General features: G+C 71.0%; 26 protein-coding genes. 10 read left to right on the top strand and 16 right to left on the bottom strand.

Features of this window, described 5'->3' with window-relative positions; genetic code table 11:
- The first annotated feature begins 21 nt into the window (after positions 1–21).
- The 3 genes from AB0E90_RS14160 (at position 22) to AB0E90_RS14170 (ending at position 3,985) form a co-directional block, all read left to right on the top strand.
- Positions 22–1,035, top strand: coding sequence for a phosphotransferase (locus tag AB0E90_RS14160; protein WP_360403925.1), 1,014 nt, complete (start codon positions 22–24; stop codon positions 1,033–1,035).
- Positions 1,036–1,427: 392 nt separating this feature from the next.
- Positions 1,428–2,567: a serine/threonine protein kinase gene (locus AB0E90_RS14165; RefSeq protein WP_360403928.1), complete on the top strand. Its 1,140-nt coding sequence runs from the start codon at positions 1,428–1,430 to the stop codon at positions 2,565–2,567.
- Positions 2,568–3,646: 1,079 nt separating this feature from the next.
- The gene (locus AB0E90_RS14170; RefSeq protein WP_133877974.1) at positions 3,647–3,985 is read left to right on the top strand and encodes an RNA polymerase-binding protein RbpA; all 339 of its coding nucleotides are present in this window, start codon (positions 3,647–3,649) and stop codon (positions 3,983–3,985) included.
- Between the two features lie 84 nt (positions 3,986–4,069).
- Here AB0E90_RS14170 and AB0E90_RS14175 read toward each other — a convergent pair whose 3' ends face one another.
- The 11 genes from AB0E90_RS14175 to AB0E90_RS14225 form a co-directional block, all read right to left on the bottom strand.
- Complete coding sequence (locus tag AB0E90_RS14175; RefSeq protein WP_360403932.1) at positions 4,070–4,591, bottom strand: FxsA family protein; 522 nt, start codon at positions 4,589–4,591, stop codon at positions 4,070–4,072.
- A gap of 55 nt (positions 4,592–4,646) precedes the next feature.
- The gene (locus AB0E90_RS14180; RefSeq protein ID WP_360403935.1) at positions 4,647–5,435 is read right to left on the bottom strand and encodes a polyprenol monophosphomannose synthase; all 789 of its coding nucleotides are present in this window, start codon (positions 5,433–5,435) and stop codon (positions 4,647–4,649) included.
- Positions 5,432–7,030: an apolipoprotein N-acyltransferase gene (lnt, locus tag AB0E90_RS14185; protein ID WP_360404375.1), complete on the bottom strand. Its 1,599-nt coding sequence runs from the start codon at positions 7,028–7,030 to the stop codon at positions 5,432–5,434. The genes AB0E90_RS14180 and lnt overlap by 4 nt, the downstream gene beginning before the upstream one ends.
- 455 nt (positions 7,031–7,485) lie before the next feature.
- A complete protein-coding gene (locus AB0E90_RS14190; RefSeq protein ID WP_360403938.1) occupies positions 7,486–8,748 on the bottom strand; it encodes a glutamate mutase L in 1,263 nt (420 codons plus the stop codon).
- Between the two features lie 174 nt (positions 8,749–8,922).
- Positions 8,923–9,288 (bottom strand): hotdog domain-containing protein, encoded by a 366-nt coding sequence (locus tag AB0E90_RS14195; protein ID WP_360403941.1) that lies wholly within the window; start codon positions 9,286–9,288, stop codon positions 8,923–8,925.
- Positions 9,288–10,061, bottom strand: a complete 774-nt coding sequence (locus AB0E90_RS14200; RefSeq protein ID WP_360403944.1) for an OAM dimerization domain-containing protein — start codon at positions 10,059–10,061, stop codon at positions 9,288–9,290. Before AB0E90_RS14200 ends, AB0E90_RS14195 begins: the two co-directional genes overlap by 1 nt.
- Entirely contained in the window at positions 10,058–10,558 is a 501-nt protein-coding gene (locus AB0E90_RS14205) for an RloB family protein (protein WP_360403947.1), read from the bottom strand. The genes AB0E90_RS14200 and AB0E90_RS14205 overlap by 4 nt, the downstream gene beginning before the upstream one ends.
- A 55-nt stretch (positions 10,559–10,613) precedes the next feature.
- Positions 10,614–11,765 (bottom strand): ATP-binding protein, encoded by a 1,152-nt coding sequence (locus AB0E90_RS14210; RefSeq protein ID WP_360403950.1) that lies wholly within the window; start codon positions 11,763–11,765, stop codon positions 10,614–10,616.
- Positions 11,766–11,897: 132 nt separating this feature from the next.
- A complete protein-coding gene (locus tag AB0E90_RS14215; RefSeq protein WP_360403953.1) occupies positions 11,898–13,457 on the bottom strand; it encodes a lysine 5,6-aminomutase subunit alpha in 1,560 nt (519 codons plus the stop codon).
- 21 nt (positions 13,458–13,478) lie between these two features.
- Entirely contained in the window at positions 13,479–14,999 is a 1,521-nt protein-coding gene (locus tag AB0E90_RS14220; protein ID WP_360403956.1) for an amidohydrolase family protein, read from the bottom strand.
- Positions 15,000–15,004: 5 nt separating this feature from the next.
- Positions 15,005–16,018, bottom strand: coding sequence for an L-erythro-3,5-diaminohexanoate dehydrogenase (locus tag AB0E90_RS14225; RefSeq protein ID WP_360403959.1), 1,014 nt, complete (start codon positions 16,016–16,018; stop codon positions 15,005–15,007).
- 136 nt (positions 16,019–16,154) lie between these two features.
- Here AB0E90_RS14225 and AB0E90_RS14230 point away from each other — a divergent pair, with 136 nt between their 5' ends.
- Positions 16,155–17,501, top strand: a complete 1,347-nt coding sequence (locus tag AB0E90_RS14230; protein ID WP_360404378.1) for a lysine 2,3-aminomutase — start codon at positions 16,155–16,157, stop codon at positions 17,499–17,501.
- Between the two features lie 71 nt (positions 17,502–17,572).
- Here the strand turns inward: AB0E90_RS14230 and AB0E90_RS14235 are convergent, their stop codons facing one another.
- Entirely contained in the window at positions 17,573–17,764 is a 192-nt protein-coding gene (locus AB0E90_RS14235; protein ID WP_360403962.1) for a CsbD family protein, read from the bottom strand.
- A 122-nt stretch (positions 17,765–17,886) separates the two neighbouring features.
- Between AB0E90_RS14235 and AB0E90_RS14240 the strand changes: the two genes are divergently transcribed.
- From AB0E90_RS14240 to AB0E90_RS14260, 5 genes are all read left to right on the top strand, one after another.
- Positions 17,887–18,612, top strand: a complete 726-nt coding sequence (locus tag AB0E90_RS14240) for a class I SAM-dependent methyltransferase (protein ID WP_360403965.1) — start codon at positions 17,887–17,889, stop codon at positions 18,610–18,612.
- A gap of 50 nt (positions 18,613–18,662) precedes the next feature.
- The gene (locus AB0E90_RS14245) at positions 18,663–19,025 is read left to right on the top strand and encodes a zinc-binding dehydrogenase (RefSeq protein ID WP_360404381.1); all 363 of its coding nucleotides are present in this window, start codon (positions 18,663–18,665) and stop codon (positions 19,023–19,025) included.
- 18 nt (positions 19,026–19,043) lie between these two features.
- On the top strand, positions 19,044–19,832 hold the full coding sequence (locus AB0E90_RS14250) for a GNAT family N-acetyltransferase (RefSeq protein WP_360403968.1): 789 nt from the start codon (positions 19,044–19,046) through the stop codon (positions 19,830–19,832).
- A 115-nt stretch (positions 19,833–19,947) separates the two neighbouring features.
- On the top strand, positions 19,948–20,391 hold the full coding sequence (locus AB0E90_RS14255) for a YciI family protein (protein ID WP_360403971.1): 444 nt from the start codon (positions 19,948–19,950) through the stop codon (positions 20,389–20,391).
- The gene (locus AB0E90_RS14260; RefSeq protein ID WP_360404384.1) at positions 20,388–21,695 is read left to right on the top strand and encodes a DUF6596 domain-containing protein; all 1,308 of its coding nucleotides are present in this window, start codon (positions 20,388–20,390) and stop codon (positions 21,693–21,695) included. Before AB0E90_RS14255 ends, AB0E90_RS14260 begins: the two co-directional genes overlap by 4 nt.
- Before the next feature lie 23 nt (positions 21,696–21,718).
- Here AB0E90_RS14260 and AB0E90_RS14265 read toward each other — a convergent pair whose 3' ends face one another.
- The 3 genes from AB0E90_RS14265 to AB0E90_RS14275 are packed head-to-tail and all read right to left on the bottom strand — an operon-like array spanning position 21,719 to position 23,917.
- The gene (locus tag AB0E90_RS14265) at positions 21,719–22,192 is read right to left on the bottom strand and encodes an Lrp/AsnC family transcriptional regulator (protein WP_360403974.1); all 474 of its coding nucleotides are present in this window, start codon (positions 22,190–22,192) and stop codon (positions 21,719–21,721) included.
- Between the two features lie 49 nt (positions 22,193–22,241).
- A complete protein-coding gene (locus AB0E90_RS14270; RefSeq protein WP_360403977.1) occupies positions 22,242–23,381 on the bottom strand; it encodes an acyl-CoA dehydrogenase family protein in 1,140 nt (379 codons plus the stop codon).
- Positions 23,378–23,917, bottom strand: coding sequence for a hypothetical protein (locus tag AB0E90_RS14275; protein WP_360403980.1), 540 nt, complete (start codon positions 23,915–23,917; stop codon positions 23,378–23,380). The genes AB0E90_RS14270 and AB0E90_RS14275 overlap by 4 nt, the downstream gene beginning before the upstream one ends.
- Before the next feature lie 110 nt (positions 23,918–24,027).
- On the opposite strand from AB0E90_RS14275, the gene AB0E90_RS14280 reads away from it, so the two are divergent.
- On the top strand, positions 24,028–24,939 hold the full coding sequence (locus AB0E90_RS14280; RefSeq protein WP_360403983.1) for a 5'-3' exonuclease: 912 nt from the start codon (positions 24,028–24,030) through the stop codon (positions 24,937–24,939).
- On the opposite strand, the gene glsA is transcribed toward AB0E90_RS14280, so the two are convergent.
- On the bottom strand, positions 24,904–25,920 hold the full coding sequence (gene glsA / locus AB0E90_RS14285; protein WP_360403986.1) for a glutaminase A: 1,017 nt from the start codon (positions 25,918–25,920) through the stop codon (positions 24,904–24,906). The genes AB0E90_RS14280 and glsA overlap by 36 nt on opposite strands.
- Between the last annotated feature and the right edge of the window lie 69 nt (positions 25,921–25,989).

Genomic DNA, 25,989 nt, shown 5'->3' on the forward strand with positions numbered 1-25,989 from the left:
ATGGTCGGCTAAGCTGCCGCAGTGACGAGATTCCTGCGCCCCGGCTGGACCGCCGAAGAACTCACCCACAGCACCGCCAACGAAGTCACCGGCGGCGTCTGGCGCGTCCACCGCGACACCGGCACCGCCATCCTCAAAGTCGCCACCTCCGGCCGCGACGGCGCCGCACCCCACCTCGCCGCAAGCACCGACCCCGGCCACTTCAACTACTGGAGAAGAGAGCTTGACGCGTACGCCGCCGAGCTCCCCACGACCGCATTCCCCCACGTCACCGCCCCACGCCTGCTTTCCATCGACGATCGCGGCGACATCGCGGCCCTATGGATCGAGGACGTAGCCGGCACCCCCGGCCAGGCCAGCACCCCCGCCGACCTCGCCGACCTCGCCCACCGCCTCGGCGCCGCCCAGGCCACCTGGCTCGACCAGCCACCCACCTACGACTGGCTCGCCCGCGACTGGCTACGCGACTACACCCTGGCCCAGCCCGTCACCGACGACCTCGACTGGAACCACCCCGTCGCCCTCGCCACCTGGCCCGCCCCACTACGCGACGCACTACACCGCCTCTGGGACAACCGGCACACCCTGCTCGCCCTCGCCGACGAACTCCCCCGCACCCTCTGCCACCACGACGTCTGGCCGATGAACCTGATCGTCACCGACCACGGCCCCGCCCTGATCGACTGGGCCTACACCGGCCCCGGCGCCATCGGCGAGGACGCCGCCAACCTCGCCCTCGACACCTTCCTCGACGGCCTCATCGACATCACCCACCTCGACGAGGTCCTGACCACCGTCACGGACGCCTACGCCAAGGGAATGGCCACCGTCGACCCCACTCTGGTCCGGCGAGCCGTCCGCACCACCGGCGCTGCCAAATACTTCTGGCTGGCACCCCGCATGCTGATGTACGCCGCCCAGCCCAACCCCAGCAAAGCCGCCTACGACAAGCGCGACCTGGAAGCCATGTTCGCCGGCCGAGCCCCGGTACTGACGGCCATAACCCGCTGGGCCGACGAGGTCCTCCCCACCTGACCCACCAGGCCCCGGCCGTTCCGGCCAGGCCCCGATCCCTCACCCCACCGTCGCTGCTGATTCTTCGGCGTCCAGGTCCGTGGGCTTCTACGGGCAGCCTGCCCGACATCCTTAAAGTCGTGGTCCGCGCTCTCAAGGGATCCGGCGTCACCCCTCGGGCCGCGATCGTCCTCGTCATCGCACCCCTGATGAGGGCTCGCCGGCCGACCAACTCGCCCAAAGTCAAAGGTGGCTGGTCGTTGATTCCTTTTTGGTTTGATCTTCGGTTTGGAGCGCGGGCGCGTGATGGCGCGCACGCCGCCTAGAGCGTCCTAGGATGATGAAGTCCGGGGAAAATCGCGCCGGTGTGGTGGCGTGGCTCCCGACGGCTGCGCGCCTAGGGTGATCAGGCGATGAGCGACAACGACGCCACCCTGGAGACCCGTCCCTGTGGCCACTGTGGACGCCCCGTCCCGCAGCGGTCCTCGGCCGGGCGGCCGTTCCGGTACTGCCGCGACAACGACAGTGAGTGCCAGCGGGCCTCCCGAGCCAGCCGGATGCGGCACCGGTCCTCCCCCGGCCTCGCCGGGCAGGTGGCCCGCACCTGGGAGGTGGTCGACCGGCTCGACCAGCTCGTCGAGACCCTCACCGACGCCCTGCACTCGGAACTCTCCCCGGCTGGCGTGGAACGCCAGCTGGCCGAGCTCCGCGCCGAGACGTCCGGGCAGATCGCCGCCGCACACACCGAACGCGACGACGCCCGCCGCGACTCCGAACGCGCCGACTCGGCCGTAGCGACCGCCCAGCAACTGACCGCGGCCGCGGTGGCCGAGCGCGACGAGGCCCGCCAGCAGGCCGAGGAGTCCGACCGCAAGGCCGGCGCCGCCGTCCAGAACGCCGAGGAAGCCACCGCCCAGCGCGACGACGCCCGCCGCGAGGCCACCGCCGCGGCCGCCCTGCGCGAACGCGCCGAGTCCGAACGCGACGCCGCCCGCGACGAACTGACCGCCTTCCGCGAGTCGGCCCGCGACGAGCTGGCCACGGTCAGCGGCGAACTGCGGGAGGTCCGCCGCGAACGCGACGGAATCGAACGGGACCTGGCCGCCTCGGTCACCGAGGCACAGAACGCCACCACCCGAGCCGAGGAACTCCGCCAGGCCGGCGACGATCTCAAGGCGGCGCAGCGGGAGCTGACGGAGGAGCTTTCCGGCGTACGCAAGGAGGCCGCAACCGCACGCAGCAACGCCGAAACCGAGATCGCCGCGGTCCGTCAGGACCTGGCGGCGGCCACCGCCGACCGCGATGCCGCCGTCCGGGCCCGCGACGACCTGAAGCGCACCGCCGACCGCGCCACCCAGGACGTGGCCGACCTGGAACGCCGCCTCGCCACCGCCCGCGCCGAGGCCGAGGCCGCCCAGACCCGCGCCGCCCAGCTGTCCACCCAGGTCAGCGACCTCGCGTCGGCCCTCGCCTCCCTGGGCACCCGCCCCCAACCAACACCAGCCCAACCCACCCGCGCCACCACCCCGGAGACAGCCCCCGCCGCCGGCTGAGGACGATCCGCGCGAAGCGCTACGGCGCCGGCGGCGTGGAACTGTTTGGCTGGTATCACGAGGGTCAGCGGGCGCGGCCTGCGACTGGTGGCCCGCTGGTGGATCGCCCGCGCTCGCGCACCCACTGCGGGAGTGTCCGGATCCGTCGGACCAGTTCTGGTCGCCGGCGAGCAGCTGCTTCGCGAAGACCGCGACGCTCAGCGCTCCGTAGGTGATCAGCGCGATCGCCACGAGGCCGGCCGGGGCCACCGCCAGCAGCCGGGGAACCGGCCGGCCGTGCAGCAGAGGCGCCCACCGCGGGAACTGCTCTCCCCACCGCTGCGCCGGCCCGAGCACGAGCAGGCCGGCGAGCGGCGGGACGAGAGTGATCGCCAGCCCGGTCGGCGTCGAGAAGCTTCGGTGGATGTCGTCGAGCTCCGCGGCGCAGATGCCTACCGGAACGCCGAGCACCCAGAGCCCGTGCGGCACGGCCCAGCCGATCACCGGCAGCGCGACGGCCGCGTACGCCCAGCGGCGGGTCCATCGTGGCACGGGCCGGTAGCGGGCAGCGGCGGGTCCGCGCGGCGGGCCGCAGGCGTTCGCGAGGCCGCCGAACACGACGCCGCCGGCTGCCAGCGCGATCCGGGCGGCGCGGAGTGCGAATTGTCACTGCTGCCCCGCAGCGGGCGGGCGCGGCCGGGCCGGATCGAGGCTGTCGGATCCCGGCGGCGCTTTCGCACCCCGCTGGTGGAGGATGGTGCGGGCGGCAGGTGAAGCCTGGCTGAACTGTTCTCAGTTTCGGCGACCACCGGACGAATACTTCCGGGCGAGCAGCGAAACGAGGTCGAGATGTGCCGGGTAACCGGACGAGTGACCGACATCGCAGTACCTGCAGAACACGCATAACACCGTAAAGTGGACCAAGGTCCACTTCGACGGGGGCGGGCGGCGACCGGTAAGGGCCGTCGCCGGTTACGCTCGTAGAGTTAACACCGCCGTCACAACGGTGGGACAGAGCTTTTGGCGACCGTCGGAATCCCGCGGCCGCCCCTTTCGTTACACCAACGAGAGCAGCACCACGAGCGAGGGGAAAGCCGATCATGGGCGAACGCATGCTGCGCGGCAGCCGTCTTGGCGCAGTCAGCTACGAGTCCGACCGCAACACCGAGCTGGCGCCCCGGCAGACCCGAGAGTACCTGTGCGTCAAGGGTCACCAGTTCGAGGTGCCGTTCGCCGTCGACGCCGAGGTGCCCACCACCTGGGAGTGCAAGTTCGACGGCAGCGTCGCCCGTCTGGTGGACGGCAACGAGCCGGAGCAGAAGAAGGCAAAGCCGCCGCGTACCCACTGGGACATGCTCCTGGAGCGGCGGTCGATCTCGGAACTCGAGGACATCCTCAACGAGCGCCTCCAAGAGGTGCGAACCCGCCGGGGCCGTTGACCGAACCGCACCGAACAAAAACGAAGGCCGACCCGCCCGGGTCGGCCTTCGTCGTGTCTGCGGAAGTTGTCTCTACGGGAGGCGTCAGCGAAGGACTTCGCCCTCGATGACCTCTCCCTCGATAGCGGCGGCCGGGGTGTGCACGGGTGGGGTGTCGTCGTGTTCGGCGACGACCACCGGCTCGCCCCGACGGACCCGGACGCGGCGGGGGCCGAACAGGTCGTCGGCCACCGCGCCGCCGACGTGGCGTTCGGTGAAGCGCTCGATCGCCCGGCGGGCGACCGGACGGCCGATCAGCAGGATCAGGCCGGCCGCGGAGGTGATGAAGCCGGGGATCGCCAGCAGCAGGGCGCCGGCCAGGCCGGCCAGCGAGTTCGCGACCTGGGCGCCGGGCGGGCGGCCCTCGGCGGCGGCCGCGCGGAAGGCACGCCAGCCCTTGATGCCCTCGCGGCGCAGCAGGAGCATGCCGGTGATCTCGAAGGCAGCGAGCAGCAGCAGCGCCCAGCCGCCGCCGATCGCGTGGGCCACGCTCAGGAACACGATGACCTCGGCCACCGCGAGCACGGCCAGACCCACTGGCACCAGGGCTATTCCTCGACGTTGCATGCGGACCTCCCGGGTGTCACGCCGACTTCAGCAAGCATGACACTCCGGTGCCCGGTCACGGCCAGGTGGAACTCTGGCGCGGCCGGCGGCCGAGGCGGCTCATCAATGCGTCGCGGCGGGCGGCCAACCCCCACACAGTGACTCTGACCAGCTGTTCCTTGAAAATGTTGCCGCTCATCTTGCTCACGCCGTGTTCGCGCTCAGTGAACGTGATGGGCACCTCAGCCATCCGGAACCCGCTCTTGTAGCTGCGCCAGGCCAGCTCGACCTGGAACGAATAGCCGGTGGAGGCGACGGTGTCGACGTTGATCGCGTCCAGCACCGGCATCCGGTAGGCGCGGTAGCCGCCGGTGGCGTCGCGGAACGGCATGCCCAGCGCCATCCGGATGTAGATGTTGCCGCCGCGGGAGAGCAGCAGCCGGTGCAGCGGCCAGTTGTGCACGCTGCCGCCGGGGATGTAGCGGGTGCCGAGCACGGCGTCGGTGTCGCGCAGCGCGTCGAGCAGCTTCGGCAGCTCCTCGGGGGCGTGCGAGCCGTCCGCGTCCATCTCGACGACCGCGTCGTACCCCTTGTTCTTGGCCCAGGCGAAGCCGGCCTTGTAGGCGGCGCCGAGGCCTTCCTTGCCGGTGCGGTGCAGCACGAAGATGTGATCGTCGGCGGTGGAGAGCTCGTCGGCGATGCCGCCGGTGCCGTCGGGTGAGTTGTCGTCGGCGACGAGAATGTCGACGTCCGGGACGGCGGTGCGGACCCGGCTGGTGATCTTGCGGATGTTCTCCGCCTCGTTGTACGTCGGGATGATCACGAGGACCCGTCCCACTCCCGGGTAGCCTTCCGCCTCGCTCACCGTGTCTCCGCCTTCACGTCCCCGTTGCTCCTACTGGTCCGCCGTTTACGCCGTAGCACGAGCGCTCCGGCCAGGGCGGCAACCGTCAGCGCGACCGCCGCCATCTCGGGCCACACGCCCAAGCGAGTGGCCAGCGTACGCGATCCGCCCAGGGGCATTGCGCGCACCATCACCGATGCCTCATTGAATCCGCTTTCGTCATGCACGTCTCCGGCGGTTCCGACAAATCCCGACACCCCAACGGTGGAGGCCATCAAGGCCGCCCGGCCGTGTTCGACGGCGCGCAGCCGCACCATGGCCAGCTGTTGCTCGGCCTCGGCGGCGTTGAAGGTGGCGTTGTTGGTCTGCACGGTGAGGATCTGAGCGCCACCGGTGACGGTGTCGCGGACGATGCCGTCGTAGGCGACCTCGAAGCAGATCACGTCGCCGAGGGTGAGCCCGGCCGTCCTGATCACGCCGGTGTGGTCGCCGGCGAGCATGTTCTTGACCAGGTCGACCTTGTCGGAGACGAGTTTCGCGATCGAGCGCAGCGGCATGTACTCGGCGAACGGGACCGGGTGCTGCTTGACGTACGTCTGGGTGAGGTCGGGGCCGGTGACCGGGTTCCAGAGGATGCCGGCGTTCTTGATGTCGGCCGGGTTGTCGGTGCGCAGCACCGCGCCGACCAGGATGGGCGCGCCGATGGTGTCGGCGGCGTAGGCGATCTCCTGGGCCGCGTCCTGGTTCTGCAGCGGGTCGATGTCGCTCGAGTTCTCCGGCCAGATGACCAGGTCGGGCTGCTTCTGGGCGCCGGACTTGACCTCGGTGGCGAGCCGCAGGGTGGCGTTGACGTGGTTGTCGAGCACGGCCCGGCGCTGGGAGTTGAAGTCGAGGCCGAGGCGGGGCACGTTGCCCTGGACGATGGCGACGACCTTGGTCGGGCCGGAGCTGTCCCCGACGGGCAGGGCGGCCGGTGCCACGACGACGGCGGCGAGGGCCGCCAGATAGCCGAGAGCGCTTCGGGACGGCCGTTGCCATACCAGGGCGGCCAGACAGCCACCGGCGGCGGCCACGGCGAACGTGACGAGCGGGGCGCCGCCGTACGCGGCGAGGCGCAGGGCCGGTGCGTCACCCTGGCTGAACGCGAGCCGGCCCCACGGGAAGCCGCCGAACGGGAAACGGTCGCGCGCCGCCTCCTGAGTCACCCACAGCAGGCCGAGGACCAGCGGCCACAGCGCCCGGCGCCGGTCCAGCAGCGGCGACAGCCAGGCGGTGGCCAGGCCGGTCAGCCCGACGTAGGCGGCCTCGGCCGTGGCCAGCAGCGCCCAGGGCAGCCAGCCGGCGGCGAAGCTGGTCCAGTTGAGCAGCGGGAAGAACAGCACGACGCCGGCCAGGAAGCCGAGGCCGAGGCCGGCCCGCAGGCGGCGCCGGTGGGTGGCCACGGCGAGCAGGGCCACCCCGACCGGGGAGAGCCACCACAGGTTGTACGGCGGGAGGGCGACCAGCAACGCCGCGCCGGCCAGCAGAGCGAGCGGCAGGGCGTACGTGAGCCGCAGCGGGGCCGGGCCGGGGGCCGGTGCGCTGACCTGGGGCGCGACCGGGGGCTGCAGCGTCATTTCCACCCGCGGAAGGCTACCGGGCAACAAAGGCCCGCGGAACTGCGGGAACGGGGAAGGCGCGACCGAAAGACGGCCGCGCCCCCGGGTGCTCCGTGCGCTCCCGGGCACGGCCGGTGGGTCAGCGAGTGGTCACGTACGCCTTCGGACCGGCGCGCCGCGGACTGGATGCCCCCGCCGAGCCGTTGTCTACTGGTGCCGGTACGACCCCCTGCCCCACCGACGCTGCGATCGGTCCGCTGCCGCCCCGCCGACCCCCACCCCCTGGACCTGGCTGAACGCGCGACCCCTGCGAGGACTGCGGCCAGTGGGCGGAGGGAGAAAGAAGACATCGATCGCTTGCCGTGCTCAGGACCTGAAGAAGGTACGTCCGGCACCCGCCCGCCTGTCAACCACCACTTCCGCCCTTGGGCGTGTCGCGTACCCCGGCGTGTCATGTCCCGTACCCGTTCGGGTTACAGCGTGTTCAACAGAGCGGAAGCGGCCTGCGGATGATCGGAGGCCAGCAGGCCGGCGGCGGCGAGCACGTACCGCTCGTCGATCACGACACGGGCGGTGGCCGGCGCCGCCCAGCCGCCGGCGGTGTCGCCGAGCACAGCGTTCAGGACATATCCGCCGCCACCGTGTCGAAGCACCCCGCCGGAGCCGACGACGAGCCGCACGTCGCGCAGATCGCGGCCGCCGGTGCGCGGCCGGCCCGGTCCCGGAGAGTGACCGCGGGCGTGCCGGCGCAAGGCGATGGTGGCCGCGGCGGCGGCGAGATCCCGGTCACGCTCCGCCGACGGGCCGTTTTCGATGGTTGAAAGTGCCAATTTCTCGACTGTGGCGGCAGCCACAGTGCCGCCGGCACCGACAGCTACGCCCAGGTCACCCTCCACAGTTCTGGATCTCCAGAGGGTTCCGGCGACGTCGCGCTGCGGCCCGTTCTCGGCCTCCGCGTCGGGCAGCAGCGCCGAGTAGACGTCGGTGGTGGCCCCGCCGACGTCGACGACCAGGACGCCGGCGCCGGTGAGGTCGGCGAGCAGCTCGACCCCGGCGAGCACGGCGTCCGGGGTGGCCGCCCGCACCAGGGAGGCGAAGCGGCGGCCGCGGGAGAGCTTCTTGCCGCCGATCACGTGGGTGAGGAAGACGGCGCGGATCGCCGCGCGGGCCGGGCCGGGGTCGAGGACGCCGATCTTCGGCAGGACGTTGGCGGTCACGGTCACCGCAATGCCCCGGCCGGTGAGCAGATCGGCCGCATCCGACCGGGCCGAAGCGTTGCCGGCCACCACCACCGGGACCCGCAGCCGGGAGGTGGCAAGGCGACCGGCGTTGTGCAGCAGCACCGAGGAATCGCCGCCGTCGGTGCCGCCGACGAGCAGGATCACGTCCGGGCGGGCCGCGCGCAGCGACGCGACGGCGGCGCCGGTGAGCGGCCCGGCGGCCACGTGCACGACCTGCGCGCCCGCGGACAGGCCGACCCGGTGCCCGGCCTCCGCGGTGACCAGCGACTCGTAGCCGACGACGGCGAGCCGCAGACCTCCGCCGGCACTGCTGCAGACGTACAGCTGATCGGCGGAGCCGCCGACGGCGGCGACGGCCGCATCCAGCCCGGCCAGGACGTCGGTCGCGGAGGTCGTCGGCACCTCGGCCCGGCCGGTCAGCTCACCCGAGGCGAGATCGATCCGGGCGGCTTTGGTGTACGTGGACCCGACGTCGACGCAAACGGCGGCCGTCATGCTGTGCTCATCTTCGGCATGCCCTTCTGGCCCTCGCCCGCGACGCCGTTCCGCGGTGCGGCTGAGTGCCGCTCGGTGCAGGCGGTCACACTGTGCTCATCTTCGGCATGCCCTTCTGGCCCTCGCCCGCGACGCCGTTCCGCGGTGCGGCTGAGTGCCGCTCGGTGCAGGCGGTCATGCCTTCGCTGGCACGACGACCGTGCCAGTGGCGGTGACCGCCACGATCGGCTCGTCGAGCACCTGGGCCGCCGAACCGCCGGTGCCTCGGCAGACCACCCTCGACTCGAACGCGATCTTCCGCGAGCGGGTGCCCATCTTGACCACGGTCGCCGTGATCTCCAGGACGTCGCCGGCCTGCACCGGGGCCTTGAACTGCACGTCGTCGTACGAGGCGAACAGGCCCTCGTCGCCGTCGAGCTGGATGCACACCTCGGTGGCGACGTCGCCGAACAGGCCGAGCGAGTAGGCGCCGTCGACGAGGTTGCCGGCGTAGTGGGCGTGCGAGTACGGAACGTAGCGACGGTGCGTGACGGTGATCATCAGAGATGGCCTTCAGTCGAGTCAAGGGTGGCGGCGGGGTGGTCGGACGGGCCGACGATGGCATGGACTAGATAGGAGGCGACCTCGCGCGGGGTGGTTCCGCGCGTGAAGATCCGGTCGACGCCGAGCTCACCGGCCATCAGCTCATCGAACCGCGGACCGCCGACGATCAGCAGCGGCCGTTTGCCCGCGGGCAGCGCCTCGCGGAAGGCGGCCGACATGGCGCGGGTGTTCTGCAGGTGCGCGTCGCGCTGGGTGACGACCTGCGACACCAGGACGGCGTCGGCCTTCTGCTCCCGGGCGGTCTCCACCAGGTCCGGCACCGAGACCTGGGCGCCCATGTTGGTGACCGACAGCTCCCGGTAATATTCCAGGCCCTTCTCCCCCGCAATGCCCTTGAGGTTGAGGATGGCGTCGATCCCGACGGTGTGCGCGTCGGTGCCGATGCACGCCCCGACGACGTTGAGCCGCCGCCGCAGCCGCCGCTTGATCACGGCGTTGACCTCTTTCGCGCTGAGCAGCGGAAAGTCCCGCTCGACGACAACCACCTTCTCGGTGTCGACGAGATGGTTGACCTTCCCGTAGACGACGAAGAAAGTGAACCCGTCGCCCATCTGCTTGGCGTGCACCAGCATCGCCGGGTCCATGCCCATCTTCCCGGCAAGCTGAAGCGCGGCCCCTTCGGCGCGTTTGTCGTGCGGGATCGGCAGCGTGAAAGACAGCTGCACCATCCCGTCCCCGGTGGTGTCCCCGTAGGGCCGGATGATCGTCATTCTCTCTCCAGTACAGCGTTGACCAGCCGCCACACACCGGTGGACGGATTGCGGCCGGGTTCGAGCTTCCGAGCCCGCTCGACGGCCTGATCAAGGCCGCCGGCGAAGTGCCGGAAGTTGAGACGCGCCTTGTCGTAGGCGAGCACGCGTTTGCGGAGTTTCCGTTCGACGGCGCCGCAGTTGGCACAGTGCGCCGAACAGTCCTCGTGATGCAGGAGCAGCCAGACCTCGAAGCACGGATCAGAGACGGCCACGTTGATGCCGGCCTTCTTGGCAAGGGCGAGCGCAGCCGTGACCTTTCCACCCTCCCGCTCGTAGCTGTCGACGTCGGTCACGCACCAGACCTCGTCGAAGTCGCTGAGGACGAAGTTGTCGCGGGTGTACTCCACGAGCTGATCCGGGGCGGCGGGCTTTTCGACGAGCCTCATCCGAACGGTGGCAAGATGCCCGCGCATTCCGTCGAGGTAATCGGTCTCGGTGCGTTCCGCACCGATCACGACGAGAAAGCTACGTCGCTCCGCACGGCCAAGGGCACGACGACTCCGAGTTGCGTCACACCGCGTCATGGTGGCCTTCTTCGCGGAAATTCCGGACCCGATTGACGAGGGTGCTTTCGTAGACCTCCGGCACCGCGCCATAGCTCCCGACCAGGTAACGGCGTTCCCAGTTCTCTCCCTTTCGAGGGCGGAAGTCCGAAAGCGGAAAAAGGGTGGAGGCGCCGTCGGGCTTCTTCTCCACGAACCAGATCTCGTCGCGGCGGAGCACGTCGGCATTGAGATTGGTGCCGAGCAACGTGGCGTCGTGGGTGGTGAACAGCAGTTGCGCACCGGAGGAATTGGTCTCGGGGCTGCGGAACAGCTCGACGAGCCGAGCCGTCAGCTGCGGATGGAGGCTGGCGTCGATCTCGTCCACGACGAGGACCGCCCCGCCGCCGAGCGCGTCGAGCGCCACGGTCAGCAGCTCGGTCCAGGCAAGGGTGCCTTCGGACTCGTCGGACAGGTCCAACGGCACCGAGTCAGGACCGTGAAGGAACTTCACCTCCGGCGCCGTCCGGCCCGACCCGGGTGTTGGCTCGTCGACGGTCAGACCAGAGATGCCCATGTCCGCCGCCTTGATCAGATCGACCAACTCCGGATGATGGGCCAACGCGGACGCGATCAGGAACGGCAGACGGATCCGCCGGTGCATCAGCGGTTCCAGAACGTTCGGCAGAAGCAACTGCCGACGGAACCAGTGATAGACCGGTTCGGCCTCCTTCAAATTGAGCTGCACGGCAGTGCTCAGCAGCAGAGCGTTCTCGCGCAGGAGGCTGCGAAGTATCTCGCCGCGGCTGCGACGTTCCGGAATGGTCGATCCCAGCTCGATCTTCTGGCTCTCGCGCTCGAAGATGACCCGCTTCCGGCCCTGCGGGTAGCTGTGCAGCCACTCCTCTTGAACAGCCTCGCTGGTCGCCGAGAATCCGTACACCCACTGGACTCCGTCGAGGATCAGGTCGGCAACGAACTCGGAAGGTTTGGTCTCGTCGGCGTCGAGGCGGTAGCGGGTGCGGGGGATACCGGAACCGGCCTCCCAGACCCGGAACGAGTCGAGCACGGCCGTGCGCATCCAGGCGATCGCGTCGAGCAGGTTGGACTTGCCGGAGGCGTTGGCGCCGAACACGGCGACCACCGAAACCACCGGCCCCTGGGCGTCGTATACCGGCATCAGGAGCAATTCCTGCTCATCGCGCAGCGACCGGTGGTTCGCGACGCGGAAACTACGTAACACTGGCAGACTCCAGACGGTTTACACGGTATTCCGTGCAAGTAAACCGCAAGATCTGCCTTCTGTCTGTCCTCAACGGGACTCCAGGGCCTCGGTCACCGGGTTGTAGTAGCCGTCTTCGTGGGCGGCGACACCGTCCAGGCCCTTGCCGCGGTTCGCCGGGCGTTTCATGATGCCGAAAGTGCCGTCGGCGATGGCATTGAGCAGGGTGTCGTCGACGATCTTGTCGAGCAGGTCGACCGCCTCGGACAGGACCTGCTTCGCCCGCTGCTGGATGAAGCCGCCCCGCGCCGGGACGAAGTCCTCGTGCAGGTTGCCGGCGCCGTTCAGCACGTAGCGGACGTTCTGCAGGGCCACGTCGCGATCCGACAGCCACGGCGTCACCACCGCCTCGGTCATCATGCCGACCAGCAGGATGCCCTGGCCGGTCAGCGCGCCGACCAGGTTGAAGAAGCCGTCGAGCAGGTTGCCGCGGAACACGTCGCCGGTCATGTGCTTGGTCGGCGGCATCCACTTCAGCGGGGCGTCCGGGAACAGCTCGCGGGCCAGCAGGGCGTGCGCCAGCTCCAGGCGGAACGAGTCCGGCAGGTCCGGGTTGATCTCGAAGGCGTGGCCCAGGCCCAGCTGCCAGTCGGCCAGCCCGGCCTCGTGCGCGAAGAACTCGTTGAGCAGCTGCGACACCGTCACCGTGTGGGCGGCCTCGACCGCGTCCGCGGTGGTCAGGTAGTTGTCCTCGCCGGTGTTGATGATGATGCCGGCACGGGCGTGGACCTGGCGGGAGAAGCGCTGGTCGACGAAGGTGCGGATCGGGTTGATGTCGCGGAACAGGATGCCGTACATCGAGTCGTTGAGCATCATGTCCAGGCGTTCCATGCCGGCCAGCGCGGCGATCTCCGGCATGCACAGCCCGGACGCGTAGTTCGTCAGCCGGACATAACGCCCCAGCTCCTTGGACGTCTCGTCGAGCGCCGCCCGCATCAGCCGGAAGTTCTCCTGGGTGGCGTAGGTGCCGGCGAAACCCTCCCGGGTCGCGCCCTCCGGCACGTAGTCCAGCAGCGACTGGCCGGTCGAGCGGATCACCGCGATGATGTCGGCGCCGGCCCGCGCGGCCGCCTGCGCCTGCGGGATGTCCTCGTAGATGTCGCCGGTCGCCACGATCAGATAGATCCACGGACGCTGCTGCGGATCGCCGTACCGCTTGATCAGCCGGTCCCGCTCGGCCCGGCGCCGATCGACGATCTTCAGGCCGTCGCCGGTCGCCCTTCTCGCGGCCCGCCGGGCCGCTGTTGCTTCCGCCTGCTTGAGGGGTACGTCGAACCGCACCGCTCCCGCCGCTGCCTTCTGAGCCAGGACCGTGATGTCGTCGACCCCGGTCGCCCGCATCGCGTGGAACACCGGCAGCGCCACCCCGTGGCCCAGCCCGACATCCGCGCGCACCGCGTCCACCAGGCGGTTCACCCAGGGAATCCCGTCGGAGTCGGCGCCGTGCACGCCGGCCAGCCGCAGCACGGCCCGTTCCACCGACACCGTCGTGTGTGACCGGGCGAGGTCGACGACGGGCTGACCCGCCCGCACTGCGAGCCGCCGTGCCTTCGCGACGACCCGCGCATCCAGATTCAGCTTCCCGGCCACCCTGCCGCTCCCTCTGTTCGCTTACGCTTCGAAGATCGTTTCGCCGGCCAGGACCGTGCGGCGGCACACCGGCCGCGCCGGCACCACGCCCTCGATGCCGGCCAGCAGGTCCGGCAGGCCACCCTGCATGCCGCCGGGGGTCTCCCACACCGCGAACGTGGCCTGCGCGCCCGGCGCCAGCACCCCGACGCCGTCGACGCGGGCCGCCCGCCAGCCGCCGCGGGTCGACGCCGCGAACGCGGCCCGCACCGTCATCCGGTAGACCGGGTTGCGCGGGGCCGCCGCAGCCGCCACCACCGACCACGGGTCCAGCGCCGTCACCGGCGAGTCCGAGCCGAACGCCAGGGTCACCCCGGTGGCGTGCATCGCCCCGATCGGGTTGCTGGCCAGGGCCCGCTCCACGCCCAGGCGCTGCGCGTACATCCGGCTCGGGCCGCCCCACAGGGCGTCGAAGACCGGCTGCACCGACGCGGTCACGCCGAACTCCACCATCCGCGCGATCATCGGCTTGTCGATCAGCTCGACGTGCTCGATGCGGTGCCCGGCCGCCCGGACCTCGTCGACGCCCGCGGTCTTGGCGGCGATCACGAAACCGTCCAGGATCGTCTCGATCGCGGCGTCGCCGATCGCGTGGAAGCCGCCCTGCACACCCAGCCGCATGCAGTCGAGCAGGTGCTCGGCGGCCTGCTCGGCGGTCACGAACGCCTCGCCCAGACCGTTCTCGCCGTCGTGGTACGGGTGCCGCAGCGACGCCGTCCGCGAACCCAGCGCGCCGTCCGCGTACAGATCGCCGGCCGCGCCGACCGCGCCCAGGTCCCGGGCCCGCTCCGCGCCGCCCAGCTCACCCCAGTAACCGAACACCTTCGGCAGTCCCTGCCCGCTCAGCGCCAGCACCGACCGCAGATCGTCCTCGCTGGACGTGCCCGGACCGGCGCACTCGTGCACCGCGGCGATCCCCATCGACGCCGCCCGGGCCAGGGCGGTGCGCTGGGCAGCCGTGCGCTGCGCCGGCGTCAGCGACCCGAGAGCCACCGCGCGTACGGCATGGTGGGCCTGCTCCCGCACCCAGCCGGAACCGTCGCTGTCCTCGACCGCGCCCAGCAGGGACGTCGAGACCAGGGCCGAGTGCACGCTGGCCTGCGACAGGTACGTCCGGCGGCCGCCGGACGCGCTCTCCAGCTGCTCCGCCGTCGGCACCCTCTGGTCGGCCCAGGTCGACTCGTCCCAGCCGTGACCGTGCACCACACCGTCCGCGGGCCGGGTCGCGGCGAACTCCGACACCCGCGCCAGCAACTCCTCGCGGGACCGGACGCCGGACAGGTCGAGGCCGTCGAACGCCAGGCCGGTGTCAGTGGCGTGCAGGTGCGCGTCCACGAACGCCGGTGTCACCAGCGCGTTCTCGAGATCGATCCGCCGGTCGGCGGCCGGGGCGTCGCCCGCGTCGCCGAGCCAGGCGATGCGTCCCTCGCGGACCAGCATGGCGGTGGCCCGCGGGTCGGCGGCGGAATAGAAGCGGCCGTGGGTGAAGAGAACCGAAGTCATGCCCGTCAGTGTCCCGCGATCCGCGAGTCGAACAGGCGGCGGACCGCCGGGACACGGCGCACCAGATCGACCGCGAACTCGGCGTGGCCAGGCACGTAACCGTTGCCGATGAGCATCGTCACGTCCGCGGCCAGGCCCTCGGCGCCGAGCGCGGCGGCCGGGAAGCTGGTCGCCATCGAGAAGAAGATGACCGTGCCGCCGGCCGCGGTGGCCAGGATCGCGCCGTGCTCGCAGCCGGGAACGTCGACGCAGACCACGGTGATCGTGGCCGGCTCCCCCACCGCCTGCGCCACTGCGACCGGGTCGCGGGCGTCCGCGATCGCGACCGCGTCGGCCAGACCGGCCTCCCGCACCGCTTTTTCTTCATCCGAATCCCGGACGACGGCGAGAGTGCGCGCCCCGGCCAGCCGCGCGGCGGCCAGCGACAGCGAACCGCTCTTGCCGGCCCCGCCGAGCACCGTCACCGTGACCGGGGCGTCGTATTCGCGCACCACCCGGTCGGTCAGCGCCGGGGCGCCGCAGACGTCGTACACGGCCAGCGCGAGCGACGGATCGAGGTCGTCCGGCAGAACCCCGACCACCGAGCGACCGAAAAGGATCGCCGTACCCCTCGCTGGGATTTGTTCGGATTTTCCGTCCCAGTCCGTTTCGGTGATCCGCAGCGGGGTCAGCGTCAGCGACACCAGGGTGGCCACCCGGTCGCCCGGCTTCAGGCCCAGCGGCGACTCCGAGCCGACCTCCTCGACGACGCCGATCAGCATGCCGCCCGAGCCGGTGACCGGATTGTGCATCTTGCCGCGCGTCTCGATGATCTCCAGGACCTCGGCGCGGACCTTCGCGCCGTCGCCGCCGTGCTTCTCGGACAACTGCCGGAAACTCGCCGCATCCAGGTTGAGCCGCTCGACCGCGATGCGCACCTCGTCGGCCGCGATCTCCGGGCTCGCATCCAGCCGCCACGCCGCCTGCGGCAGCACCCCGGCCGGCTCGAGGACCCGGCGCAGACCAACAGATGCACTCATGAAACCCATCCTTAACAAGAAATCAAGAAGCTCGAGATGCGGTCCTACCGTAAATCCTACGGACACGAGGTTTCTAGACGAAAAATAATCCAGTAGGTTGGAGCTCGGGTTCGACGACGGCGTCCAGGAGGCAGCGATGAACGGCCAGCCCTACGACTACCAGCGGCGACCCCTGGTCGAACCGGACTGGACCCGCTTCCCCGGCTGGAAGGACGTCACCGCCGCCCAGTGGGAGTCCTCCCAGTGGCAGCGGGTCAACTGCGTCAAGAACGTCAAACAACTGCGCGCACTCATGGGCGACCTGCTCGACGAGCGGTTCTACACCGACCTGGAAACCGACCAGCAGCGCCTGGCCACCATGTCGATGCTGATCCCGCCGCAGATGCTCAACACCATGGTGCCCGACCGGGTGCCCGACACGGAGTCGTTCTACAACGACCCGGTCCGCCGCTACATGATCCCGGTCGCCACCGACCGCCACCTCGAGTGGCCGTCACACCCGCAGGCCACCCGCGACTCCCTGCACGAGCACGACATGTGGGTCGCCGAGGGCCTCACCCACCGCTACCCCACCAAGGTCCTCGCCGAGCTGCTGTCCACCTGCCCGCAGTACTGCGGGCACTGCACCCGCATGGACCTCGTCGGCAACAGCACCCCCACGGTCGACAAGCTGCGGCTTTCCCTCAAACCCGTCGACCGGTACGACGCCCACCTCGCCTACCTCAAGGCCCACCCGGGCGTACGCGACGTGGTCGTCTCCGGCGGCGACGTCGCGAACGTGCCGTGGAAGCAGCTCGAGACGTACCTCATGGGTCTTTTGTCGGTGCCGACCGTGCGTGACATCCGCCTCGCGACCAAGGCCCTCATGGGCCTGCCCCAGCACTGGCTGCAGGACGACGTCGTCGAAGGCATGCAGCGGGTCGCCATCACCGCCCAGCGGCGCGGCGTCAACCTCGCCGTGCACACCCACGTCAACCACGTGAACTCGCTGACCCCGCTGGTCGCCAAGGCGGTCCGCACCATGCTGGAGATCGGCGTGCGCGACGTCCGCAACCAGGGCGTGCTCATGCGCGGCGTCAACGCCACCACCGAGGACCTGCTCGACCTGTGCTTCGGGCTGCAGGGCGAGGCCGGCATCCTGCCGTACTACTTCTACATGTGCGACATGATCCCCAACGCCGAGCACTGGCGGGTGCCGGTCTGGCACGCCCAGCAGCTGCAGCACGACATGATGGGCTACCTGCCGGGTTACGCGACCCCGCGGATCGTCTGCGACGTGCCGTTCGTCGGCAAACGCTGGGTGCACATGCTCACCGATTACGACCGCGAGAACGGCATCTCGTACTGGACCAAGAACTACCGCACGTCGATCGAGCAGAACGACGACGAAGCCCTTTCCAAGACGTACGCCTACTACGACCCGATCGACACGCTGCCGGACAGCGGCCAGGCGTGGTGGCGCAAGCAGGCGGCCGAAGACTAGTTCCCTGGGGGTGCAGAAGGGCCCCGGGGTGACCCGGGGCCCTTCTGCCGTTAACCGCTACCTGGTGGGGCTTAGCTGAAGGCGTCCTTGACGTCCTTGCCGGCGTCCTTGACGTGCTCGGCAGCCTTGCGGGCCTCCGCGCCGGCCTCCTGGGCCTCACCCTTGGCCACCAGGGACTCGTTGTCGGTGGCGCGGCCGACGGCCTGCTTCGCCTTGCCGGACAGCTCGTCGGCCTCGTTCTTGACCTTGTCAGTGAAGCTCATTCTTCAACCCTCCATGGTTGTGCCTGGAAGGTTTGTGCCCTCGGGGCGCCGTCTTGAAACAGTGTGACCCGGCGCACCACGCGTAGATCATCCTAGGATACCGCGATATTAGGATCTTCTATATGGATGACAATGCCGCGCACGCGAACTCGTTCGGCCCCGTTGCCGCCAGTTACGAACGCGGCCGGCCCGGTTATCCCGAGACCGCCCTCGACTGGCTGCTTCCCGCCGGGCGGCCCCGCGTCGTCGACCTCGGCGCCGGCACCGGGAAACTCACCCGGCAGATCCGCGCCCGCGGCCTCGACGTCACCGCGATCGATCCGTCGCCGGGCATGCTCGACGAGCTGAAGCGGGCCGTTCCCGGCGTGCCGGCGCTGCGCGGCTCGGCCGAGGACATCCCGCTGCCCGACGGCGCCGCCGACGTGGTGCTGATGGCGCAGGCGTGGCACTGGGTCGACCCCGCGCGGGCGGCGCCGGAGATCGCCCGGGTCCTCTCCCCCGGCGGCCGCCTCGGCCTGGTCTGGAACCTGCGCGACGAACGCACCGACTGGGTCCGCCGCCTCGGCGAGGTGATCGGCAACGAGGCGAGCGGGCCCCGCACCGCGATCGGGCCGCCGTTCGGGCCGCTCGGGGAGGCGAGCTTCGAGTGGGTCGAGACCTTGGGCCCGGACCGGCTGATCGACATGGTCGCCTCCCGCAGCCAGATCATCCTGATGCGACCGGACGAACGGGCGGCCGTCCTCAACGAGGTCCGCCGCCTGGCCTCCACCCACCCCCAGCTGGTCGGCCGAACCGAGTTCGCCCTCCCCTACATCGCCGACTGCGCCCGAGCCGACCTGCCGACCTGATCTCTCGGCGCCTCGGGGGCGGCGACGATCCGGGTCAGCAGATCGATCAGCTGGGGCGCTGGGACGAGCCGGTCGACGTCGTCCTCGACGCGGTCGGCGGCGACCTGCTGCCCCGTGCCCTCGCCGCCGTGCGCCCCGGCGGCCGGCTGATCTTCTTCAACGCGGGCGGCGGCACCGTGCCGGCCTATGACCTGCTGGGCGGCGCGAAGACGATCACCGGCTTCGCGCCGGCCCGGTTCGCCGCCACCCAACCGGCGCTTTACCGGCAGCACGGCGAGCAGCTGTGGGAGCTGGCCCGCACCGGCAAGCTGCGCCCGGCCGTCCACGCCGAACTCCCGCTCGAGCAGGCCGCCGCCGGGCACCAGATCATCGAGTCCCGCGCCAACCTCGGGAAGGTCGTCCTGCGGCCGTGATCCGGGCACCATGTGAGCATGGTCGATACCACCGCGCTCCTGGCCGCCTACGACGCACAGATGCGCATGCCGACCGGCGAGGTCCCGGCCGGCATGTCCTACGAGTACGACGGCCCGCTCCTGCGGATCGTCGGCGCGCATGTGGGACGAATACGGCCGCCGCGCGACCTCGGCGTCACCGGCGCCGGACTCGACCGCCTGATCGCCCGCCAACGTGACTTCTTCCAGGCCCGCGGCCAGGGCGTCGAGTGGAAGGTCCGGGCCCATGACCGGCCCGCCGATCTTCCCGAGCGGCTCGAATCGGCCGGTTTCGTGCCGGAGGAGCCGTCGACGGTGCTGCTCGGTTTCGCCGCGGAAGCGGCGGCCGAGCCGGTCCTGCCCGACGGCGTCGTCCTGCGGCAGGTCAGCGAGGCCGAGGACCTGCGCCGCATCGCCGACCACCAGACCGAGGTCTGGGGGTACGACTGCTCGTGGGTCGCCGGCGACCTCACCGCCCGGGTGGCGGCCGATCCGGGCCAGATCACCATCCTGGTCGCCGAGGCCGGTGACCGGCTCGTCTGCACGGCCTTCACCGTGTACAACCCGGGCACCGAGTTCGTCGCCCTGCTCGGCGGCACGACCCTGCCGCAATGGCGGGGACGCGGGCTCTATCGCGCCATGATCTCCGCGCGGGCCCGGGAAGCCGCCGCCCGCGGATTCCGGCTGCTGCACGTCGACGCGTCCCCGGACAGCGCACCCATCTTGCGCCGGTGCGGTTTCCACGAGATCACCACGTCGACGCACTACCGGTGGACGCCGCCGGAATAGCCGTCCCGAGCGGCCGGCCGAGGGCGGGCGGGCTCGCGGAAAGAAATTCGGCGGGCGTGTCGATCCGCGGCGGGGCCGTTCGACCTGGGGTAGAGAAGGTCGGGAAGCTGGCCTGATGACGAGGGGAAGTGACGCCGAGATGGCGAAGTACATGCTGATCATGCGGGGCACCGACGAGTCCGTCGCGAAGATGATGTCGACGCCGTTCGAGGAGATGCTCGAGACGGTGGGGCGCTTCAACGACGAGCTGATCCAGGCCGGCGTGCTGCTGGCCGCCGAAGGGCTGGACGATCCGAGCAAGGGCGTCGTGGTCGACTACAGCGCCGAGACCCCGATGGTGACCGACGGGCCGTACGGGGAGACGAAGGAGCTGTTCGGCGGCTTCTACCTGATCGACGTGGCATCGAAGGAAGAGGCCGTGGAGTGGGCGAAGCGGATGCCGGCGTTCGGCGGTTCGAAGACCGAGATCCGGCGGGTGCCAGGGATCGAGGAGTTCCCGCAGGACAACGAGTGGGTCGTGCGGGAGCGGGCCTGGCGCGAACGGACGGGCCAGCTCTGAGCGACAACAGCGACGACGCCGCTGCCGAGACGGCCCGCCGGGCCGTCGAGGCGGTGTGGCGGATCGAGTCCGCCCGGATCGTCGCCGCGCTGGCCCGCTGGAGCGGCGACTTCGAGCTGGCCGAGGACGTCGCCCAGGAGGCGCTCGCCGAGGCGCTGACCGGCTGGGCCCGCGACGGCGCGCCGGCCAACCCGGTGGGCTGGCTGCTGGCGACCGGCCGGCGGCGAGCCATCGACAGCTTCCGGCGCCGGTCGGCCCGCGACGAGCGGTACGCGCTGCTGGCGCGGCCGCTCACCGAGGGCGAGATCTCCTCGGGCGCGCCACCGGCCGGCCAGGCCGGTGACCTGCCGTGGGACCCGGACCGGATCGACGACGACATCCTCGCGCTGATGTTCGTCGCCTGCCACCCGGTGCTGGCGCCGGAGGCACGCGTCGCGCTGACGCTGCGGGTGGTCGGCGGCCTGACCAGCGAGGAGATCGCGCGGGCGTTCCTGGTGCCGGTGGCGACCGTGCAGGCGCGGATCACCCGGGCGAAGAAGACGATCGCGGCGGCGGGCGTGCCGTTCGAGCTGCCACCGGCGCACGAGCGGCGCGACCGCCTCGGCGGCGTGCTGAGCGTGCTCTACGTGATCTTCACCGAGGGCTCGACCGCGACGTCCGGGGACTCGCTGCTGCGGGCCGCCCTGGCCGGCGAGGCGGCCCGGCTGGCCCGGATGCTGAGTGCGCTGCTGCCCGGCGAGCCGGAGGTGCACGGGTTGCTCGCGCTGTTCGAGCTCACCGCCGCCCGGTTCCCGGCGCGCACCGGCCCGAACGGCGAGGCGGTGCTGCTGGAGGACCAGGACCGGCGGCGGTGGGACCGGTCGGCGATCCGGCGTGGACTGGCCGCGCTCGGCCGGGCCCAGGCGGCCGGGCGTGGGCTCGGCCCCTATGGACTGCAGGCCGCGATCGCCGCCTGCCACGCCGCCGCGCCCTCGGTCGCGGAGACCGACTGGGAGCGGATCGTGGTGCTCTACGAGGCGCTGGGTCGGCTCGCGCCCTCGCCCGTCGTGGAGCTGAACCGGGCCGTCGCGGTGGCGATGAGCCAGGGCCCGCAGGCCGCCCTCGATCTCGTGGACGACCTGGTGGTCAGCGGCCGCCTGGCCGGCTCGCACCTGCTGCCGACGGTGCGGGGCGAGCTGCTGTCACGGCTGGGCCGGACCGCCGAGGCCCGCGCGGAGCTGGAATTGGCGGCCCGCCTATGCGCTAACACGCAGGAGCGGGCGGTGTTGTTGCGCAAGGCCGCCGTGCTCGGTGGTGATGAGTAGGGCGGCACGCCGCCTGGCGCGTCCTAGGATGCTAGTTCAGTCGGGTCCGGGGCGGGCGGCATGCGGGGCGGCCGGTTCTCATACGGCGTGGAGAGGACCACCGTGGTGCGGGTGGTGACGTTGGCCGCGGTGCGGATCTCCTGCAGCAGGCGCTCCAGGTCGGCCGGGCTCGCCACCCGCACCAGGAGCAGGTAGAAGTCTTCGCCGGCCACCGAGTAGCACGAGTCGATCTCGGCCAGGTGGGCCAGCCGCTCGGGCGCGTCGTCGGGCTGGGACGGATCGAACGGGCGGATCGCCACGAACGCGGTCAGCGGCAGCTCGAGCGCCTCGTAGGAGACCTTCGCGGTGTAGCCCGCGATCACCCCGCGCTGCTCGAGGCGGCGCACCCGCTGGTGCACCGCCGAGACGCTGAGCCCGACCTTCTCGGCCAGGTCCGTGTACGACAAGCGGCCGTCCGCGGTGAGGGCGCCCACGATCGCCCGGTCGATCTCTTCCACGGCGCAAACCCTACTTGGCCGGACAACCCCATTTCGCCCGGCCGGACGGTCAGCGCGTCAGCGACCGGCTGATGACGAGGCGCTGGATCTGGTTGGTGCCCTCGACGATCTGCAGGACCTTGGCCTCGCGGAACCAGCGCTCGGCCGGGTGGTCGCTGACGAAGCCGTAACCGCCGAGCACCTGCACCGCGTCGGTGGTGACCTTCATGGCCACGTCGGTGGCGAACAGTTTCGCCTTGGCCGCCTCGATCGTGAACGGGCGGCCGGCGTCCTTGAGACGGGCCGCCGACAGCAGCAGGGCGCGGGCGGCCGAGACCTGGGTGGACATGTCGGCGAGCAGGAAACCGAGGCCCTGGAAACTGGCGATCGGCTTGCCGAACTGGGTGCGTTCCGATGCGTACGCCGCGGCGTAGTCCACCGCGGCCTGGGCCAGGCCGACCGCGCACGCGGCGATGCCGAGCCGGCCGGCGTCGAGTGCCTCCATCGCGATGCGGAAGCCGCCGTTCTCCTCCCCCACCAGGTGGTCGGCGTCGACGTGCATGTTGTCGAGGACGACCTGGGCGGGCGGCGACGAGCGCAGGCCCATCGTGCGTTCCGGTTTCTGCGGGTGCAGCCCGGGGGTGCCGGCCTCGGCCAGCAGGCACGAGATGCCACGGGCGCCGTCCCCACCCGTACGGCAGAAGATGTTGTAGAAATCCGCCTGGCCGGCGTGGGTGATCCAGGCTTTGGTGCCGCTGACCGACCAGCCGCAACCGTCGCGAGTGGCGCGGGTGGTCAGCGAGGCGGCGTCGGAGCCGCCCTGCGGCTCGGACAGGCAGTACGCCCCGAGGAGCTCGCCACCGAGCAGGTCGGGCAGCATCTTGCGCTGGCGCTCGGTGCCGTGCGCGAACACCGGGTAGCACGCGAGGGTGTGCACGCTGACCGCCTCGGCGATCGCCAGCCAGTGGCCGGCGAGGGTCTCCAGGACCTGCAGATAAACCTCGTACGGCTGGCCGGCGCCGCCGTCGGCCTCCGGGTAGGGCAGGCCCAGCAGGCCGGAACGGCCCAGCGTGCGCAGGATGTCGCGGGGGAACTCACCACGGCGCTCGTAGTCGTCGGCCTTGCCGGCCAGCTCGCGGGTGGCCAGCTCACGGGTCAGATCGAGGAGGTCGTGCGCCTCCTCGGTGGGCAGGATCCGGTCAACGGTCACCCACCAATCTTAACGATCGTTTGGGTTTTGGGGTTGCATCGACACCACCAACTTTCCGGTGGCCCGGTTCGCCTCCATGTCGGCGTGCGCCTCGGCGATCTCGTCGTCGACAGCACGGTCATGCCCTGGCGGCGGGCCAGGACGGCGGCGGCCATGCCGACCGACGAGGTGCCGCCGCGGATCAGCAGGGTCTCCCCCGGCTGGCTGTCGAGGGCCACGGTGAGTGACCCGTACGCGGTCTGGAGCATCTCCGGCACCGCGCCCAGCACCGCCCAGTCCAGGTCGGACCGGAACGGGATGACCTGACCGGCCGGCACACACGTGTACTCCGCGTAGCCGCCGTCGAAGACCCGGCCCATCCCGCCCATCATCGTCATGACCTGCTGCCCGGCCTCGAACTCGCCGCCGGGCGCGGCGGCCACCACGCCGGTGGCCTCGATGCCGGGCACCCGCGGGAAGACGACACCCTCGGCCAGACCCCATCGGGTGTGCAACTCGGACCGGTTCAGCCCGAACGCCTTCACCTCGACCAACACCCAACCCGGCTCCGGTACGGGAACAGGCAGCTCACGGATCCGGAGGGCCTCCGGTGGGCCGGGGGAATCAAGAACAACGGCGCGCATCATCGCAGGCTAATCTGTCCTTCGTGACCTCACCGCCGCTGCTCGCCGTCGACGCGCCCAGCCTCTACTTCCGCGCCTTCCACGGCATCCCGGAGAAGGCGGCGCAGACGCCCGCCGGGGAGCCGGTCAACGCGATCCGCGGGTTCCTCGACATGCTCGCCCAGCTGATCCGCACCCGCCGGCCCGACCGGGTGGTGTGCGCGCTCGACGCAAGCTGGCGGCCCGAGTGGCGGGTGGCGCTGGTCCCGTCGTACAAGAAACACCGCGTCGCCCACGGCGACGTCGAGGTGGTGCCGGCTTCGCTCGAGAAGCAGGTGCCCATTCTGCTCGAGACGCTGGCGGCGATCGGGATTCCGGCTTTCGGCGTCGACGGGTACGAGGCGGATGACGTTCTCGGCACCCTCGCCGCCACCCAGCCGGGGCCGGTCGAGGTCGTCTCCGGCGACCGTGACCTGTTCCAGCTGGTCGACGACGAGCGCGGCACCCGCCTGCTCTACTGCGGGCGCGGCGTGGCGAAACTCGAGGACGCCGGCAACGCGCTGGTCGAGCAGAAGTACGGGGTGCCGGCCCGGTGGTACGCGGACTTCGCCGCCATGCGCGGCGACCCGAGCGACGGGCTGCCGGGCGTGGCGGGCGTCGGCGAGAAGACGGCGGCGCGGCTGGTCACCCGCTACGGCGGCATCCCGGAGATCATGGCCGCCCTCGACGATCCGGAGGCCGGGTTCGCGCCGGGCGTGCGGACCAAGCTGGCGGCCGCTCGTGACTATCTGGACAAGGCGCTGCCGGTCTGCAAGGTCGCGCTCGACGTCAAGCTGCCGGCCTTCGATCCGGCGCTGCCGCGGGCGCCGAAGCATCCGGACGCGCTGCTGGTGCTGGCCGAGCGGTGGAACCTGGCCGGGTCAGCCCGGCGGTTGATCGACGCGCTGGCCGGCTGACGGATCGGCCGGCTCCGACACGAACAGGCTCAGGCCCAGCCGCCGGGAGAGGTAGCCGGCCGCGAGCCGGCCGCGGACACTGTTGCCGACATCGTCCAGCGGCGGGGAGAACGCGGCGAAGGCGCCCTTGCCCGGGGACACCACCACGATGCCGCCGCCGATGCCGCTCTTGCCGGGGACGCCCACCTCGTACAGCCAATCCCCGCTGGTCTCGTAGAGGCCGGCCGTCGCCATCACGGCGAGCGCGTAGTGGCAGGTCTCGGGCGCGACGATGGGCTCCCCCGTGCGCGGGTGGACGCCGCCGTTGGCGAGGACCGAGCCCATCGCGGCCAGGTCGGTGGCGGTCACCCGCAGGCAGCTCTGCCTGGTGTAGAGATCCACCGCGTCGTCCGGGTCACTGCCGAGATTTCCGTACGTCTGGAGAAGGTTGGCCAGCGCCCGGGTGCGGAAGTTGGTCTTCGCGACGGACGGGTGGATCTCCTCGTCGAGCGGCAGCTCCCGGCCGGCGAACTTCGACAGGCCGGCGCTGATGAACGCCCACTTCTGCTCGGCCCCGACACCCGGGGCGAGGCTGGCGGCGGCGATCGCGCCCGCGTTGACCATCGGGTTGGTGCGGCCGGCCGGGCCGCGCTCGATCGCCTCGAGGGAGTTGAACGGCAGGCCGGTGGCGTTCACACCGAGCCGGTCGCGGATGGCGGCCGGGCCGAGCGCCTCGCAGATCAGCGCGAACACGAACGGCTTGGCCACGCTCATCATCGCGAACCCGTGATCGGCGTCGCCGGCCGCGTGCCGGAACCCGCTCACCCCCGCCGCGGCCAGCCCGAACAGGTGCGCCGGCACCCGCTCGAGGGCCGGGTACTGGGCCGAGGGGCGACCGCCGTCCTCGCCCCGGTACCGCTCGTGGGCCTCGTCGACGGCCTGCTGGACCAGCTGGGGCGAGGGCAATTCCCCGGTGGAGACGAACGGCATGCGCTCAGTCAACCAGGCCCAGCTCGTACGTCTGGCGATCACCGGCGCACCGAAACCGACGTGCGCCAGACCACACTTGAC

The sequence above is a fragment of the Actinoplanes sp. NPDC026619 genome (genome assembly GCF_040638295.1).
Lineage (GTDB): Bacteria > Actinomycetota > Actinomycetes > Mycobacteriales > Micromonosporaceae > Actinoplanes.